13 protein-coding genes are annotated in these 16,309 nt (G+C 71.9%); 6 read left to right on the forward strand and 7 right to left on the reverse strand.

Going from position 1 to position 16,309, the window contains the following annotated elements:
• Window positions 1-41: 41 nt before the first annotated feature.
• From ACFYXC_RS27155 to ACFYXC_RS27180, 6 genes are all read right to left on the reverse strand, one after another.
• Complete coding sequence (locus ACFYXC_RS27155) at window positions 42-1,508, reverse strand: aldehyde dehydrogenase family protein (RefSeq protein WP_389554382.1); 1,467 nt, start codon at window positions 1,506-1,508, stop codon at window positions 42-44.
• Window positions 1,501-2,652: an aromatic ring-hydroxylating dioxygenase subunit alpha gene (locus ACFYXC_RS27160; RefSeq protein WP_388918465.1), complete on the reverse strand. Its 1,152-nt coding sequence runs from the start codon at window positions 2,650-2,652 to the stop codon at window positions 1,501-1,503. The genes ACFYXC_RS27155 and ACFYXC_RS27160 overlap by 8 nt, the downstream gene beginning before the upstream one ends.
• A gap of 11 nt (window positions 2,653-2,663) precedes the next feature.
• The gene (solA, locus tag ACFYXC_RS27165; protein ID WP_389554383.1) at window positions 2,664-3,818 is read right to left on the reverse strand and encodes an N-methyl-L-tryptophan oxidase; all 1,155 of its coding nucleotides are present in this window, start codon (window positions 3,816-3,818) and stop codon (window positions 2,664-2,666) included.
• A gap of 132 nt (window positions 3,819-3,950) precedes the next feature.
• Complete coding sequence (locus tag ACFYXC_RS27170; protein WP_389554385.1) at window positions 3,951-6,443, reverse strand: FAD-dependent oxidoreductase; 2,493 nt, start codon at window positions 6,441-6,443, stop codon at window positions 3,951-3,953.
• A complete protein-coding gene (locus ACFYXC_RS27175; protein ID WP_388918474.1) occupies window positions 6,440-7,525 on the reverse strand; it encodes an S-(hydroxymethyl)mycothiol dehydrogenase in 1,086 nt (361 codons plus the stop codon). Before ACFYXC_RS27175 ends, ACFYXC_RS27170 begins: the two co-directional genes overlap by 4 nt.
• A 213-nt stretch (window positions 7,526-7,738) precedes the next feature.
• Window positions 7,739-8,557, reverse strand: coding sequence for an IclR family transcriptional regulator (locus ACFYXC_RS27180; protein ID WP_389554387.1), 819 nt, complete (start codon window positions 8,555-8,557; stop codon window positions 7,739-7,741).
• A gap of 212 nt (window positions 8,558-8,769) precedes the next feature.
• Here ACFYXC_RS27180 and ACFYXC_RS27185 point away from each other — a divergent pair, with 212 nt between their 5' ends.
• Both ACFYXC_RS27185 and ACFYXC_RS27190 read left to right on the forward strand, forming a co-directional pair.
• Window positions 8,770-9,090 carry a bifunctional 3-phenylpropionate/cinnamic acid dioxygenase ferredoxin subunit gene (locus tag ACFYXC_RS27185; protein WP_388918480.1) on the forward strand — a complete coding sequence of 107 codons (321 nt, stop codon included), beginning with the start codon at window positions 8,770-8,772 and terminating at the stop codon, window positions 9,088-9,090.
• 244 nt (window positions 9,091-9,334) lie between these two features.
• Window positions 9,335-10,591 carry an NAD(P)/FAD-dependent oxidoreductase gene (locus ACFYXC_RS27190; protein ID WP_389554389.1) on the forward strand — a complete coding sequence of 419 codons (1,257 nt, stop codon included), beginning with the start codon at window positions 9,335-9,337 and terminating at the stop codon, window positions 10,589-10,591.
• 48 nt (window positions 10,592-10,639) lie between these two features.
• Here ACFYXC_RS27190 and ACFYXC_RS27195 read toward each other — a convergent pair whose 3' ends face one another.
• Window positions 10,640-11,182 carry a hypothetical protein gene (locus ACFYXC_RS27195; protein ID WP_389554391.1) on the reverse strand — a complete coding sequence of 181 codons (543 nt, stop codon included), beginning with the start codon at window positions 11,180-11,182 and terminating at the stop codon, window positions 10,640-10,642.
• A 606-nt stretch (window positions 11,183-11,788) separates the two neighbouring features.
• Here ACFYXC_RS27195 and ACFYXC_RS27200 point away from each other — a divergent pair.
• The 4 genes from ACFYXC_RS27200 (at window position 11,789) to ACFYXC_RS27215 (ending at window position 16,293) form a co-directional block, all read left to right on the forward strand.
• Complete coding sequence (locus ACFYXC_RS27200) at window positions 11,789-14,749, forward strand: nitrate- and nitrite sensing domain-containing protein (RefSeq protein WP_389554393.1); 2,961 nt, start codon at window positions 11,789-11,791, stop codon at window positions 14,747-14,749.
• Window positions 14,746-15,186, forward strand: a complete 441-nt coding sequence (locus ACFYXC_RS27205) for a roadblock/LC7 domain-containing protein (RefSeq protein WP_388918492.1) — start codon at window positions 14,746-14,748, stop codon at window positions 15,184-15,186. The genes ACFYXC_RS27200 and ACFYXC_RS27205 overlap by 4 nt, the downstream gene beginning before the upstream one ends.
• Window positions 15,187-15,195: 9 nt before the next feature.
• Window positions 15,196-15,591, forward strand: a complete 396-nt coding sequence (locus ACFYXC_RS27210; RefSeq protein WP_388918496.1) for a DUF742 domain-containing protein — start codon at window positions 15,196-15,198, stop codon at window positions 15,589-15,591.
• 99 nt (window positions 15,592-15,690) lie between these two features.
• Window positions 15,691-16,293 (forward strand): ATP/GTP-binding protein, encoded by a 603-nt coding sequence (locus tag ACFYXC_RS27215; protein ID WP_388918565.1) that lies wholly within the window; start codon window positions 15,691-15,693, stop codon window positions 16,291-16,293.
• The last annotated feature ends 16 nt before the right edge of the window (window positions 16,294-16,309 follow it).

The following is a 16,309-nucleotide window of genomic DNA, read 5'->3' on the forward strand; positions in this document are numbered from 1 at the left end:
GGGCTTTTTCGCGGTCATTGGCCCGGTGGTCGTCATCACCCCTAGGAGAACCAGCCCTGTGGGCTCGGGTTCGTCGTGCGCCAGATGTGCTTCGTCTCGCGGTACTCGGCGAGGCCGGCAGGTCCGAGTTCCCGCCCGAACCCGGACTGCTTGTAGCCTCCCCACTCCGCCTGCGGGACGTACGGGTGGTAGTCGTTGATCCAGACCGTTCCCACGCGCAGGGCCGACGCGACGCGCTGTGCCTTGGCCTCGTCGGACGTGAAGACACCGCCGGCCAGCCCGTAGACGGTGTCGTTGGCCCGCCGCACCGCCTCCCCCTCGTCGGTGAACCGCTCCACGGTCAGCACCGGCCCGAACGACTCGTCCTGGACGACGGACATCCCGCCGAAGCACTCGTCCAGCACGGTCGGCGGGTAGTAGAAGCCGTCCGGGTGCGGGGGATCGGCGGGCCGCTCCCCGCCGCAGCGCAGGATCGCGCCCTCCTCCATCCCCTGGGCGACGTACGCCTCGACCTTCGCCAGGTGCGCCGCCGAGATCAGCGGGCCGGTCTGCGCCCGCTCGTCGAACGGTCCGCCCAGCCTGATCAGCTTCGCCCTGCGGACGACCTCGTCGACGAACCCGTCGTGCAGGGAGTCCTCGACGAGCAGCCGCGCCCCGGCCGAGCAGACCTGCCCGGAATGCAGGAAGACGGCGGTCAGCGCCATGTCGACGGCCGTCTCGAAGTCGGCGTCGGCGAAGACGATGTTCGGGTTCTTGCCGCCCAGTTCGAGGGCGACCTTCTTCACCGTCCCGGCCGCCGCTGCCATCAGCGCGCGACCGGTCCGCAGACCGCCGGTGAAGGAGACGAGGTCCACGCCGGGGTGGTCGCCCAGCGGAGCGCCCGCCTCCGGGCCCGCGCCGAGGATGAGGTTGGCCGCGCCCGCGGGCAGCCCGGCCTCCTCCAGGAGACGCATCAGGTGGATCGCCGTGTGCGGGGTCAGCTCGCTCGGCTTGAGCACGAACGTGTTGCCCGCGGCCAGCGCCGGGGCGACCTTCCACGCGGTCTGCAGCAGCGGATAGTTCCAGGGGGTGATCAGCGCGCACACGCCGACCGGCTCATGGACCACCCGGCTGTCGACACCCGCCGTGCCGGTCTCGACGACGCGGCCGGACTCGCTCGCGACGAGCCGTCCGAAGTAGCGGAAGCAGTTCTCGATGTCGTCGATGTCGTACTCGCTCTCCACCAGGCGCTTGCCGGTGTCGAGGGACTCCGCCCGGGCGAGTACGTCCTTGTCGCGGGCCAGCAGATCGGCCACCCGCAGGAGCAGGTCCCCGCGCTCGTTCGCGGGGGTCCGCGGCCAGGGGCCTTCGTCGAAGGCGCGGCGCGCGGCCGCGATCGCGTCGGCCGTGTCCTGGCCGCCCGCCTCGTCGACGACGGCCACGAGGGACCCGTCGGCCGGACAGCGGATCTCCCGGGTGCCTCCCTCCCGCGCGCCCGTCCAGGTGCCGCCGATGTAGAGATCAGCCATCCCTGCCTCCCAGCATGCCTCTGAGCCACTCGTGGAACGTCCCGATGTGGTGCTCGGTGGGCACCAGCACCCCGCCCCCGCGGTAGGCGCGGGACGCCATGGCGGGCTGCGTACGCTCGCACGCCTCGAAGTCCTGGGTGTTCACCCGGTGGAAGAGCTCCACGGACTTCGACACATCGGCGCCCGACTCGACGACCTCGGGGGCGTAGAGCCAGTCGCACTCCACGATCGTCCGGTCCTCGGCGAGGGGAAACATGCGGTGGAAGATGACATGGTCGGGGACGAGGTTGATGAACACGGTGGGTTTGACCGTTATCGCATAGTAACGGCGGTCCTGCTCCTCGGCGACCTCGGGGAGCCTGTCGAATCCCGCGCTCCCGTCGACCGTGAAGCCACGGACCTCCTCGCCGAACCCGGCGCCGTGGCCCACGTAGTACTGGGCGGCGTAGCCGTCGGCGAACTCCGGAAGCACATCGGTGAGTTCGGGGTGGATCGTCGCGCAGTGATAGCACTCCATGAAGTTCTCGACGATCAGCTTCCAGTTCGCGCGCACGTCATAGGTGATGCGCCTGCCGAGCGCGAGGTTCTCCGTGCCGTAGTGCTCGATGGCCGCCGCGTTCCCGAGCCGCTCGACGGCCGCGCCCACCACCGTCTCCTCGAAGGACGGCGGCTCGTCGGCCAGGCACACCCAGGCGTACCCGAGCCACTCCCGCAGCGCGACCTTGACCAGGCCGTACTCCGTGCGGTCGACATCGGGCATCCGCACCAGGTTCGGCGCCGCGATCAGTTTCCCGTCGAGGTCGTACGTCCAGGCGTGGTACGGGCACTGCAGGGTGCGCCGGACCTCGCCGGCCTCCTCCGTGCAGAGGCGGGCCCCGCGGTGCCGGCAGACGTTGAGGAAGGCGCGCAGCCCGCCGGTACGGGACCGGGTGACCAGGACGCTCTCGCGGCCGACCTGGACCGTGCGGAACGCGCCGGGAGCGCCCAGATCGGCGCTGCGGACCGCGCAGAACCACATCGACTCGAAGAGCCGTTCCTGCTCCTGCCGGAAGACCTCGGGGTCGGTGTAGTAGTGCCCCGGCAGCGTGCTGACCAGGCTCGGAGGCAGCTGAGCGGCGGCGGGGGAGGCGGGGGTCGTCGTCACGGACGGGCTCCTCAGGCGGGCGCGGCGGCGAGGCGGTGGGGGTCGAACAGGCCGATCGGGTGGCGCGTGGTGCCGGTCAGGGCCAGATCGGCCAGGATCTCGCCGACCACCGGCACGAACTTGAAGCCGTGCCCGGAGAAACCGCAGGCCACGGTCACGGACTCGGGGTGCGCGGGATGCCGCGCGATGACGAAGTGCTCGTCGGGGGTGTTGGAGTACATACAGGTGGCGGCCTTGAGGAAGGTGCCGGGCAGGTCGGGGATGCAGCGGGCCATGTGGTCCGCCATCGCCCCGATCTCGTCCGCGTGGACGGTCCGGTCGATGGTCTCCGGCGTACAGGGGCGGCCCCTGCGGAAGAAGGCGACCTTGGCGCCCAGCTCCGGCCCGTCGATGGACGGGAACCCGTAGACCTGGACGCCGGCCGCGTCCTGCCAGATGTAGACGGGATGGTTCTCCGGCAGGAAGGGCCGCACCCCGCCCCGGGGCTGGAACCAGTACATGACCTGCCGCTCGATGGTGAACGGCACGCCGAGGTCGGTGAGCAGCTGCGGCGCCCACGCACCGGGGCAGATCACCAACTGGCCCGCCGTGTACGTGTTCTCGGCGGTATGGACGCGAACACCGTCCCGGTACGGCTCCCAGCGGGTCATCGGCTCGTCGAAGTGCAGGTCGGCGCCCTGCCGTGTGGCGAGTTGGAGATGTGCGGCGACCATGTTCTCGGGGCGGACCAGGCCGGCCTTCTCTTCGTGGAGCGCGACCTCGTCGTCGTGCGGGGCGAGGGTGGGGAAGCGGCGGCGGATCTCGGCCGCGTCGAGCATCTCGTGGGGCAGATCCCATTGGGTGGCGGAGCGCAGGGAACCGGCGACGGTCTGCGAGTCGGGCCGTCCGACCATCACCCCGCCGCACAGCGTGGCGATGTCCCGGCCGGTGGCCCGCTCCAGGTCCTCGTACAGCTCGTATGCGCGCAGCAGCAGCGGCACGTACGCGGGGTCCTCGAAGTAGGACTGCCGGGTGACCCGTGAACCGCCGTGACTGGACCCGCGGTTGTGCACGGGCCCGAACTTCTCGAGCCCGAGCACCCGCACGCCACGCGAGGAGAGGTGATGGGCGGCGGCACTGCCCATACCACCGAGCCCGACAACGATCACGTCATAGGAAGGGGACACGAGAACCTCCGTTTTCCAGGGGTGGCGGGGCTGTATCGACGCGCGGCTCCACCGGGGCCTTCAGGGGCGCGGGGAACTGCGCGACCAGCCCCCACGGACCCGCACGCGACACACAATCCCCAAGCGAAGCGTTCAGCACCGGATCCGGCTCATCTCCGGATCGAACAGCGGTTCGTCCGCAATGGTCGCGCCCACCTTCTCCCCGAAGTACTCGACAGAGACCCCCGTCCCCACGGGCAGCACCGGCAGCCAGGCGTACGCGACACACCGCCCCAGCGTGTAGCCGTACGCCGCACTGGTCACGTACCCGGCCGCGACCCCGTCGACGTACACCGGCTCCTTGCCGAGGACGACGGACGCCGGATCGTCGAGGAGCAGCGGAGTGAGCCGGCGCCGGGGCTCACCCCTCAGGCGCAGCGCCTCCTTCCCCAGGAAGTCGCCCTTGTCCAGCCGGACGGCGAACCCGACCCCCGCCTCGTAGGGATCGTGTTCGTCCGTCATGTCGACGCCCCACGCCCGGTACCCCTTCTCCAGGCGCAGGCTGTTGAAGGCCGAGCGCCCGGCGGCGATCACGCCGTACGGCCGCCCCGCCTCCCACAGCGTGTCCCAGAGCCGCAGCCCCAGGTCGGCGGTCGTGTACAGCTCCCAGCCCAGTTCGCCCACGTAACTCAGTCGCATCGCGGTGACGGGGACATGGCCGAGGTACGTCTCCCTGGCCCGGAAGTAGCCGAAACCCTCGTGCGAGAAGTCGTCGCCGGTGAGCGGCTGCACGAGGTCGCGGGCGAGCGGCCCCCAGACGCCGACGCAGCAGGTGCCGGACGTGATGTCCCGGACGTGCACACCGTCGGGGGCATGCCTGGTCAGCCAGTCCAGGTCCGCGGGAGAGTTGGCGCCCACCTGGAAGCGGTCGGGGCCCAGGCGGGCGACGGTGAGGTCGGAGCGGATGCCGCCGGTCCCGTCCAGGAGCAGGGTGTAGGTGACCGCGCCGGGCTTCTTGCGGAGGTTGTTGGTGGTCATGCCGTGCAGGAAGTCGAGAGCTCCGCGGCCGGTGACCTCGAGGCGGCGCAGCGGGGTCATGTCGTAGAGGGCGACCCTCTCGCGGGTCGTCCTCGCCTCGGCCGCCGCGACGGGCGACCAGTACCGCGCGGACCAGGCGTCCCGCGGAGGTACGTCCGCGGCGGCGGCGAGCGGCGCGTTCGCCTCGTACCAGTGCGGACGCTCCCAGCCGCCGCCCTCCAGGAAGTGCGCGCCGAGTTCCTGCTGGCGGGCGTGGAACGGGCTGACCCGCAGGGGGCGCGGCCGCTCCATCGGCTGGAGCGGGTGGAGCACGTCGTACACCTCGACGAACTGCTGCGAGCCGCGGTCCCTGATGTACGCGGGGGAGCGCTGGGCGTCCTCGAAACGCGTGAGGTCGCACTCGTGGACGTCGAGCCCCGGGCGGCCCTCGACCATCCACTCGGCCACGGCCTTGGCGACACCGGCCGAGTGGGTCACCCACACGGCCTCCGCCAGCCAGAAACCCCGTACCGCACGTGATTCGCCGAGGACCGGCATGCCGTCCGGGGTGAAGGAGAAGACGCCGTTGAAGCCTTCCTCGATCTCGCTGTCGCGCAGAGCGGGCAGCAGCCGGCGGCAGTCGTCCCAGCTCGGCGCCCAGTCCTCCTCGGTGAAGGGGAGCGAGGACGGCATCTGCAGGCCGTTCGCGCGCGCCTCGCCGTGGCCGAGGACCGTGAAGGGGTCCACGGGGAGCGGCTTGTGGGCGTAACTGCCGATGCCGAGGCGGTCGGTGTGCTCGCGGAAGTAGAGGTCGCGGTCCTGGAAGCGGAGGATGGGCCTCGATGCCTCCGCGGTGGCTCCCGACAGACAGGGGAGGGGCTTCGTCCGCGCGTACTGGTGGGCGAGCGGTTGCAGCGGTACGTCGACGCCGGCCATGCGGCCGATGACCGGGCCCCAGAACCCGGCCGCCGAGACCACGTGGTCGGCGGGGAAGACACCCCGGTCGGTGACGACGGCGGTGACCCCGGCGGCCTGCCCGCCACCCCTGTGGCCGTCCTCCTTCTCGATCCCCGTGACGGTGTGCCGGTCCAGGAAGCGGGCGCCCCGGCTCTCGGCCCGTTCCCGCTGCCCCCGGGCCGCGAGCAGGGCGCGGGCCAAGCCGTCGTCGGGCGTGTGGAAGCCGCCGAGGACGACCGACTCGTCGATCAGCGGCCACAGTTCCTTGCAGCGGGCCGCGTCGACGACCTCGCCGCGTACGCCCCAGGAGGCGGCGTAACCGGCCCTGCGGTGCAGCTCGGCGAGCCGTTCGGGAGTCGTCGCGAGCTCCAGCCCGCCGACCGGGTCGAAGCAGGAGACCCCGTCCACCCGCAGGGAGGTGAACTTCTCGACCGTGTACCGGGCGAAGGCGGTGAGCGTCCTGGACGGGCTGGTCCGGAAGACCAGGCCGGGAGCGTGGGAGGTGGAGCCGCCCGGGGCGGGCAGCGGGCCCTGTTCGAGGACGGTGACGTCGGTCCAGCCGCGGGCGGTGAGTTCGTCCGCGAGGGAGCAGCCGACGATACCGGCGCCCACGACGACCACGCGGGGGTTCGCCCCGGACCTGCCCCGCCGCTCGCTCGCCCGCTCGCTCACAGGACCACCACCGAACGCAGCACCTCGCCGCGGTGCATCTTCGCGAACGCCTCCTCGACCTGGTCGAGCGCGATGGTCTCCGTGACGAACGCGTCCAGGTCCAGCAGGCCGTAGAGGTACTGGTCGACGAGGAACGGGAAGTCGCGGCTCGGCAGACAGTCCCCGTACCAGGAGGACTTGATCGCGCCGCCGCGCGAGAACACGTCGATCAGCGGCAGTTCCACCTTCGTCTGCGGGGACGGGACACCGACCTGCACCAGCAGACCGGCGTGGTCACGCATGTAGAAGGCTTGCAGGAAGGTCTCCGGGCGGCCCACCGCGTCGATGGCGACGTCGACCCCGAAACCGTCGGTGAGGGCGCGTACGGCCTCGACGGCGTCCGTGCCACGGGAGTTGACCGTGTGCGTGGCGCCGAACCGCTCCGCCAGGTCGAGCTTCTTGTCGTCGATGTCGACGGCGATGACCTTCATGGCCCCGTTGAGGCACGCGCCGGCGATGGCCGCGTCGCCGACACCGCCACAGCCGATGACCGCGACCGTGTCACCGCGCCCGACGTTGCCCGTGTTCACCGCCGCGCCGTATCCGGCCATCACCCCGCAGCCGATCAGGCCCGCGGCCTCGGGGCGGGCCGCCGCGTCCACCTTCACCGCCTGACCGGCCGCGACCAGGGTCTTCTCGGCGAAGGCGCCGATGCCCAGCGCGTTGCTGAGCGGGGTGCCGTCGAGGAGGGTCATGGGCCGAGCGGCGTTGCGCGAGTCGAAGCAGTACCAGGGGCGGCCACGGCGGCACGAGCGGCAGGAACCGCAGGGGGCCCGCCAGGCGAGGACCACGTAGTCGCCGGTCCTGAGGTCGGTGACGCCCGCACCGACCGCCTCGATCGTGCCGGCCGCCTCGTGCCCCAGCAGGAACGGGAAGTCGTCGTTGATCGCGCCCTCCCGGTAGTGCAGATCCGTGTGGCAGACCCCGCCGGCCTGCACGGTGACGAGCACCTCGCCCGGACCGGGATCAGGAACGACGATCGTCCGCACCTCGACGGGTGCGCCCTTCTTCACAGCGACTACGGCACGAACCTCGTATGGCACGACCTGGCTCCTCTGCTGTTGCGCAGTGCACTATGGGTTGCGCTGTGAGGAACATAGTGAGAAGGCCGTGAGCGAGCCGTCAAGAGGGGGAGGTTAACCCTTGGCAAAAGGTGCGGGCCGCACGAAATCCGCCCGACACACAGCGGCGCGGGGCCAGGTGTTCCCGGCCCCGCGCCCTGTCCTGCGTCCCCGGTGTGTCCGGTTCCGTTTCCGTCAGAAGCCGTACCCCATCCGGCGCGACAGCTCGGCGGCGGCCGCCGCCGTGCGCTCGGCGAGCTCCGGCAGACGGTCCGCGTCCAGCCGGTACACCGGACCGGAGACGCTGATCGCGCCGATCACCCTGCCGTCGTGGGCGCGCACCGGCGCCGCCGTCGCGGCCAGACCCAGCTCCAGCTCCTCCCTGGCGATCGCGTAACCCCGCTCGACCACCGTCTCCAGCTCGGCACGCAGCGCGGCCGTGCCGGTGATCGTGCGCTCGGTGAACCGCGGGAGAGTCCTGGCCAGCAGCCCTTCGCGGAGCGTCTCCGGCAGATGGGCCAGCAGCACCTTGCCGCTGGAGGTGGCGTGCAGCGGGGTGCGCCTTCCCAGCCAGTTCTGCGCGGTGACGGACGCGGCGCCGCGGGCCTGCATGATGTTGACCGCCGCGGTGTCGTCGAGGACCGCGATGTTGGCGGTCTCGCCCAGCTCGTCCGCGAGTTCGCGGCAGACGCCGACGCCTTCCTGGGAGATGTCCAGACGCACTGCCGCCGCCCCCGCGAGGCGTAGTACGCCGGCACCCAGGAAGTACTTCCCGCGGTCCTTGGCCTGGGCGACCAGGCCCCGGTTCTCCAGCACGCCGAGGAGCCGGAAGGCCGTGGACTTGTGCACCTCCAGTTCGTCGGCGATCTCGGTGACGCCCGCCTCGCCGAGCCGGGCGAGGATCTCCAGCACGCTCACCGCGCGGTCCACCGACTGGACGGCGCTCCCCGCGCCTCTGCCCAGCCTCTCCGGCGTCTCCTCTGTTCGGTCGGCCTGTTTCTGAGTGCGGGTCATGGGTCAGCTCTCACCACCTGGCGGCCCGTTTGAGCCGCATCTGCCGGAAGCCCTTGACGTGACGGGCGTCCCGCGCGGATTCTGTTGCGCATAGCGCTCCCTCGTGCGCCATACGAAACATCATGTTACCGAACAGTCCAAGACCAGGAAGGTCTCGGACCAGACCGGACCTGAGAGGTCCGGGGCTGTGCCCTGGACCGAGAGGGGGGCCCGTGATTCCCGTCTGCCGCCTTGATGACCTCCCCGAGGGCGAATCCGCCCGTGTCGACACCGTGCCGCCCATCGCCGTCTTCAACGCCGACGGCGAGCTGTACGCCATCGACGACACCTGCACCCACCAGGACGCGTCCCTCTCCGAGGGGTGGCTGGAGGGCTGCCTGGTGGAATGCCCGTTGCACGCCGCCTCGTTCGACCTCCGCACGGGGCAGCCGGCGTGCCTTCCCGCGCGCCGCGCCGTCCGTACCCACCGCGTCACCGTCGACGACGGCGTCATCCACGTCCACCTGGCGGCCGAGGAAGGAACGGCGGCATGACGTCCCGCCCCACGGACAACGCGACGGCGCCCGGCCCGCCACCCCACCCTCCCACGCCCACCACCGGGGACGGCACCACGCGGACCGCGCAACGCGGCGCCGCAACGGCCGTCGGTCGCCCCGGCCGCTCCGGTCGCGGGGCCGGGGTGTCCCCTGGCTCTCCCGGGTGGGGCGCCGCGCCGGTCTCCGGTCCGGCCGCCGACGGTGCCCGCCCCGCGCAGGCTCCCCGCCCGGCACCCCGCGCATGAGGACCGTCACCGTCGTCGGGGCCTCACTGTCCGGGCTGTACGCGGCCCGCGAGCTTCGCGACCAGGGGTTCGACGGCCGGCTGGTGATCGTCGGCGACGAACCACACCCGCCCTACGACCGCCCACCCCTGTCCAAGGACTTCCTCACCGGCCGGTCCGACGAGGGACACCTCGCCCTCGGCGACGCCGAGGAGAGCGCCGCACTCGGCGCCGAGTGGCTGCTCGGCGTCCGCGCCCGTGGTCTCGACGCCCGCGGCCGCGCCGTCCTCCTGGACGACGGCCGCACCGTCCCCAGCGACGGCGTCGTCATCGCCACAGGGGCCTCGGCCCGCCGGCTCCCGGGCCCGGCACCCGCCGGAGTCCACACCCTGCGCACCCTCGACGACGCCCGCGCCCTGCGCGCCGAACTGACCGCGGGCCCGCGTCACGTCGTCGTCATCGGCGGGGGATTCATCGGCGCCGAGACCGCGTCCTCGTGCGCCGGACTCGGCCACCACGTCACCGTCGTGGAAGCGGCCCCGCTGCCACTGGTGCCGCAACTCGGCCCACGGATGGCGGCCCTGTGCGCCGCGCTGCACCGCCGCGGTGGCGTCGACCTGATCACCGGCACGGGCGTCACCGCACTGCAGGGCACCACCACGCTGCACGGCACCACCGCGCTGCACGGCACCACCGCGGGCCCCACCCGGGGCGACACGGTCACCGCGGTGGAACTCACCGACGGCCGCCGCCTCCCCGCCGACCTCGTGATCGTAGGCATCGGCACCATCCCCAACACCACGTGGCTGGAGGGCTCACCTCTCGCACCGCGCGACAGTTTGCCGGGCGACGGCGTGCCGTGCGACGCCGGCTGCGTGACGGCCCTGCCGCAGGTGGTCGCCGTCGGAGACGTGGCCCGCGTCGGCGGAACCCGCGCCGAACACTGGACCAGCGCCACCGAGCAGCCCAGGGTCGCCGTGCGCAACCTCCTCGCCGGGCACACCGCGGAGACCGTACGACCGCTGCCCTATTTCTGGTCCGACCAGTACGGAGCGCGGATCCAGTTCGCCGGACGGCGCCGGGACACCGACACCGTCCGTATCGCGGAGGGCACGGTCACCGACGGAGCGCCGGGCGAGGGCGGTCTCCTCGCACTGTACGAGCGCGGGGGCCGGACGACCGCGGTGCTCTCCGTGGACCGCCCGCGCCCGTTCATGCGCGTCCGACGTGAACTCGCCCGTGCTGCCGACGAGATGGGGGCGGCCGCCTCCTAGGACACCGGCGCACCGTCGCCGCGCGGGCGACGTTCGGGAGGCGCTGCGTCACGAGTGCGACAGCCGGCCCGCCCCGCCCCGCCGGCGTATCCGCTCGTCGGCCCGCGCCGCCGTCCGCTCCTGACGGCGTGCCTTGCGCCGCTCGCGCCGCAGGGCACGCGCGGTGCTGCTCGGCTCCGACACCACGCCGTTGCGCTGGTTCCACACCTGGCGGGTCACCCAGACGTCCAGGGCGGCCCAGGTGGCCACCACCGTGCTCGCCACGCTGCTGAGCACCATGGGGAACGCGAGCCAGGAACCGGCCAGCGTGCACAGGAAGGCGACCATCGCCTGGATCAGGGTGACGGCGATGATGATGACGGCCCGGACCGCGGACGTCCGCACGGGATCCGGCAGCCGCCGCCTGGTCGCCGGCTCCTCCACCCACAACGGCCGGTAGTGCCCCCGGTCTTCGGCCTCCGGGACCGGTTCGCTGCCGCTGTCCGGCAGGACGTGGGTCTCTATCCCCTTGACCCCACCGTTCTCACTGATCTCACCGGTCTCCGTGGTCCTCGTGAGGTCCGTGACGGGAGCCGTCCCCGCCGTCGTCATGGGTGCCGTCCGCACCTCGGCGACGGGCGCGGTCCCGGCCCCGCTCACCCGCCCCGCCCCGGACGGGAGGTTCCTCGCCGCAATATCGGCCGGAATGCCGCGGCCCGAGGTCTGTGGCTTCCGCTCCGCCTCCGCGATCGTCGCAACACCAGTCCCGGATGCCCCGTACCGCTCCGCCGTGCCCATCAACTCGTCACTCCCCACCGCCCGACAGCCGCTCGCTCCGGTGTCACGAGACTCCGGCTCCCCATCGGCTGCCCGGCTTGCGCTGTATTATGCCGCCTGGCCGCGGCATCCGGCATCTGCAGCCGATTCCGCCCCAACTTCCATACAGACAGACGATCCACGTAAGCCGAAGATTCCCGGCGACCGAAAAAAACCGGCCAAAAAGATCAGAGGTACGGGCCGGAGCGCCCGCGCCGCCCCGTGTCGGATTCGGGGAGGCAATCTCCCGCAATGAACGGACAACTGCGGATGTCCCGTTCCTCCGCGCGCCGAGTCGGCCCGGACAGGTCTTCGAGATACTTGTGCGTCGGTAGTAGGCTCACGCCGTTTGTTGACGTACATGTGTGCCCCCGGTGTCCGGGGGTCGAGCTGGGGGAGGCCATGCGCTTTCGCGGGAAGTCGATCCGCCGGAAGATCGTGGCGCTGCTTCTCGTGCCGCTCGTTTCCCTGACCGGGATCTGGGGCTTCGCCACCGTCCTGACGGGACGCGAGGTCAACCAGTTGTTCGACACGACGTTCATCGTCCAGGAGATCGGCTATCCCACCGAGGACGTCATCAGCGTTCTCCAGGACGAGCGGCGCCAGACCCTCGTCTACCTCGCGGACCCCCGCGCCTCCGACGCCCTCACCGACCTGCGCCGGACCCGGACCGCCACCGACGAGGTCGTGTCGAAGATCCGCAGGAACGCCAGGGACGACGACGTCCGGGACGAGATGGGATTCGACACCACCGAGCGCCTCACCGCGATCCTGGACGCCTTCGACGGTGTCGGGTCGCTGCGCCAGAGCGTCGAGGACAACACCGTCACCCGCGCCCAGGCCCTCGACCTCTACAACCGCCTGGTCGACCCCTGTTACATCCTGCTGGCCAACCTCCAGGTCCTCGAGAACGTGGACGTGGACAAGCAGGGCCGTGCCCTCGTCAACATGTCGCGCGCCCGTGAGCTGCTCGCCCGCGAGGACGCCCTGCTCGGTTCCGCTCTCGTCGTCGGCCGTGTCACCCGCGACGAGGCCCGCGACATCTCCGACCTGGTCGCCCAGCGCTCGATCCTGTACGAGATCAACCTGCCGCAGATGCCCTCCACCGAGCGCGTCCGCTACGACCGCTACTGGAAGAACGCCGCCACCGCACCCCTGCGCGTCGCCGAGCAGTCCGTCCTCGCCTCCGCGCCGGGCACCCCGCGAGGAGTCAGCGCGAAGAGCTGGGACGGCCTCGCGGACGGGGTCCTCGACGGCCTCGACAAGCTCAACACCCAGGCCGGCGACCGCTTCCAGGACCGGGTCCGCCCCGTCGCGGTCGGCGTCATCGTCAAGGCCGTCATCGCCGGCGTACTCGGCCTGGCCGCGGTGCTGGTCTCCCTCTTCATGTCCGTACGCATCGGCCGCAGCCTCATCCGCGACCTGCGCCGCCTGCGCCAGGAGGCCCACGAGACCGCCGAGGTGCGGCTGCCCAGCGTGATGCGCCGCCTCTCCGCGGGCGAGCAGGTCGACGTCGAGACCGAGGTCCCGCGTCTGGAGTACGAGAAGAACGAGATCGGCGAGGTCAGCCAGGCCCTCAACAGCCTGCAGCGCTCGGCCGTCGAGGCCGCGGTCAAACAGTCCGAGCTGCGCAGTGGCGTCTCCGAGGTGTTCGTGAACCTCGCCCGCCGCAGCCAGGTCCTGCTGCACAAGCAGCTCACCCTGCTCGACACGATGGAGCGCAGGACCGAGGACACCGACGAGCTCGCCGACCTCTTCCGCCTGGACCACCTGACGACCCGTATGCGCCGGCACGCGGAAGGTCTGGTGATCCTCTCCGGAGCGGCGCCCTCCCGGCAGTGGCGCAAGCCGGTGCAGCTGATGGACGTCGTACGTGCCGCCGTCGCCGAGGTCGAGGACTACGAGCGCATCGAGGTCAGGCGGCTGCCGCGGATGGCCGTCACCGGCTCCGCCGTCGCCGACCTCACCCACCTCGTCGCCGAACTCCTGGAGAACGCGACGGTGTTCTCGCCGCCACACACGGCCGTGCAGGTGCACGGCGAGCGCGTCGCCAACGGCTTCACCCTGGAGATCCACGACCGCGGACTCGGCATGGCCGCCGAGGCGCTCCTCGACGCCAACCTCCGGCTCGCCGAGACCCCCGAGTTCGAGCTCTCCGACACCGACCGGCTCGGCCTCTTCGTGGTCAGCCGGCTCGCCCAGCGGCAGAACGTACGCGTCTCCCTGCAGCCGTCCCCGTACGGCGGGACGACCGCCGTGGTCTTCGTGCCGGACGCGCTGCTCTCCGACGACGTGCCCGACACCAACGGCGTCGGGTTCCGGCTCGACCGGGCACTGCCCGCGAAGAACGCGCAGAACACCAAGAACGCCGCCGACGAGGGCCGCAGGGCCGCGTTGTCCCAGGTGCCCGTCACGCTCCCCGGCCTGTCGACGTCGATCCTCGACGGACCGGTCGAACTGGAGGCGCCCGTCGACCTGGACGCACTCGACGACTTCCCCGGCGCCCTCGGGGACGACGACACCGAACACGGCGGTATCTTCCGCCCGCGCCGCTCCCGCGGCCAGACGGCGGCGGACGAGCGGCGCGAGCCGCCGCGCGAGTCGTCACGGCTCTCCGGCGGTGACGAAGAGCAGCCCGGCGTCCCCCTGCCGCGGCGCCGCACCCCCAAGCTCGTCAGTTCCCACGGGCGTCCCGTGACCCGGTCCGGACCGCGGCGCGACGAGCCGGTGGACGGCGCGGACACCGGTGCGGTCGCGGACCGGCCCGGGCCGGCTCCGTCGGCGGCCCCGGAGACCCCCGAGCGCTCCGGCGTGCTGGAGAAGCTGCCGAAGCGGTCGAGGGGCGCCAGGCGGGGACCGGGGGTCCGTGCGCCCGGGGACGCGTCCGCCACCCGCCGTGGCGCGGTCGACGACTGGCCCGCGGGTCCGGGCGCCGAGCCGGGTGGCCCGGCCGTGCGTGGACCGGGAGCCGGGGAGAGCGGGGACGGCGAAGCCCCGGCCCTGCCCCGGCGCGGGGCGCGTCGCGGGATCGAACCGGGCGGTACCCGTCCCGGTCTCCCGGCCGGCAGCGGCAGCGGCAGTGGCGACACCCGCCCCGCCCCCTCGTCCGGCGGCGGTGGCGGTTCGCTGCCCCGGCGGGTACGGCAGGCCAGTCTGGCCCCGCAGCTGAGGGAGGGCCCCGACCGGCGCACCGCCGGTGGCGCGGCCCGTACGACGGAGCCCGCGGAGCGTGACGCGGACGAAGTACGCAGCCGGATGGCCTCGCTCCAGCGCGGCTGGCAGCGCGGCCGCGAGGAGAACGCCGCGGGCGACGAGGCCCAGGACGGCACAGCACCAGGAACGACTAAGGGAGACGGTCGATGACCGGACCGAAGGCCGCCGGCCACACCACGACCACCACGGCGACGGGGGAGCTCAACTGGCTCCTCGACGACCTGGTGGCGCGTGTCGCCAGCATCCGCAAGGCACTCGTGCTCTCCGGAGACGGCCTCCCCACGGGGGTCTCCACCGACCTGACGAGGGAGGACAGCGAACATCTGGCCGCCGTCGCCTCCGGGTTCCACAGCCTCGCCAAGGGCGTCGGCCGTCACTTCGAGGCGGGCAGCGTCCGGCAGACGGTCGTCGAACTGGACGAGGCGTTCCTGTTCGTCACGGCGGCGGGTGACGGCAGCTGCCTCGCCGTCCTGTCGGACGCCGACTCCGACGTCGGGCAGGTCGCGTACGAGATGACGCTCCTCGTGAAGAGGGTCGGCGTGCATCTCGCGGCGGCCCCGCGCAGCGAACTGTCCGCGGGCGGGTAGTGGGACGGTATGAGCGGAGACGGTGAGGGGATGTCCCACTGGTTCGACGACGAGGCCGGACCGGTGGTCCGTCCGTATGCCATGACGCGCGGTCGCACCACCAGCCCGGGCCAGCACCGCCTCGACCTGATCGCGGTGGTGGTGGCGGAGCAGCACGCGCAGGACCCGGAGGCGGACAACTCGCTGTCCCCGGAGCACGTGGACATCGTCGAACTCTGCCGCGACGCACCCCAGTCGGTCGCCGAACTCGCCGCCGAACTGGACCTGCCCATCGGGGTCGTCCGCGTCCTCATAGGCGACCTGGTGGAGGACGAGCTGGTTCGTGTGAGGCGCCCCGTACCGCCGGCTGAACTGCCGGACGAAAGCATTCTGCGTGACGTGATCAGCGGCCTCCGAGCACTGTGAACCGCGAGCCCGGCCCGCCCTGCCCACGTGGCACCACCGAAGCACGCGGCACCACCGAAGCACGTGACACCACTGAAGCTGAAGCTGGAGAGAAGACCGATGATCCTCGGGCGCACTGAACGCGGCAAGGCCCCGGTCGAGCCCGTCACCCTCAAGATCCTGGTGGCGGGCGGTTTCGGCGTCGGCAAGACCACCCTGGTCGGCGCCGTCAGCGAGATCAAGCCGCTGCGCACCGAGGAACTCCTGACCGAGGCGGGCCGCCCCGTCGACGACACCAGCGGGGTGGAGGGCAAGCACACCACCACGGTCGCCATGGACTTCGGGCGCATCACGCTCCGCGAGGACCTCGTGCTGTATGTCTTCGGCACCCCCGGCCAGGACCGGTTCTGGTTCCTGTGGGACGAGCTCGCCACCGGCGCCCTGGGTGCCGTCGTGCTCGCCGACACCCGTCGCCTGGAGGACTGCTTCGCGGCGGTCGACTACTTCGAGCGGCGCGCCATCCCCTTCGTGGTGGGCGTGAACTGCTTCGAGGGCGCCGCCCGTTACCCCGTCGAGGACGTCCGCCAGGCCCTCGACCTCGACCCCGCGGTCCCCGTGGTCCTGTGCGACGCCCGCGGCCGGGAGTCGGTCAAGGAGGTGCTCATCGAGGTCGTCCAGCACGCGATGACGTTCGCCGACCGCCGCCACACCCTCACCAGCTAGGGCGTGGCCCGTACCC

This window comes from Streptomyces sp. NPDC002701 (assembly GCF_042889045.1).
Lineage (GTDB): Bacteria > Actinomycetota > Actinomycetes > Streptomycetales > Streptomycetaceae > Streptomyces.

What these genes read in the sequence shown, in the direction of transcription:
- ACFYXC_RS27155 (WP_389554382.1), bottom strand. Translation starts at nt 1,508, where the DNA reads ATGGCTGATCTCTACATCGGCGGCACCTGGACGGGCGCGCGGGAGGGA.
- ACFYXC_RS27180 (WP_389554387.1), bottom strand. Translation starts at nt 8,557, where the DNA reads ATGACCCGCACTCAGAAACAGGCCGACCGAACAGAGGAGACGCCGGAG.
- ACFYXC_RS27190 (WP_389554389.1), top strand. Translation starts at nt 9,335, where the DNA reads ATGAGGACCGTCACCGTCGTCGGGGCCTCACTGTCCGGGCTGTACGCG.
- ACFYXC_RS27195 (WP_389554391.1), bottom strand. Translation starts at nt 11,182, where the DNA reads ATGACGACGGCGGGGACGGCTCCCGTCACGGACCTCACGAGGACCACG.
- ACFYXC_RS27200 (WP_389554393.1), top strand. Translation starts at nt 11,789, where the DNA reads ATGCGCTTTCGCGGGAAGTCGATCCGCCGGAAGATCGTGGCGCTGCTT.
- ACFYXC_RS27205 (WP_388918492.1), top strand. Translation starts at nt 14,746, where the DNA reads ATGACCGGACCGAAGGCCGCCGGCCACACCACGACCACCACGGCGACG.
- ACFYXC_RS27210 (WP_388918496.1), top strand. Translation starts at nt 15,196, where the DNA reads ATGAGCGGAGACGGTGAGGGGATGTCCCACTGGTTCGACGACGAGGCC.
- ACFYXC_RS27215 (WP_388918565.1), top strand. Translation starts at nt 15,691, where the DNA reads ATGATCCTCGGGCGCACTGAACGCGGCAAGGCCCCGGTCGAGCCCGTC.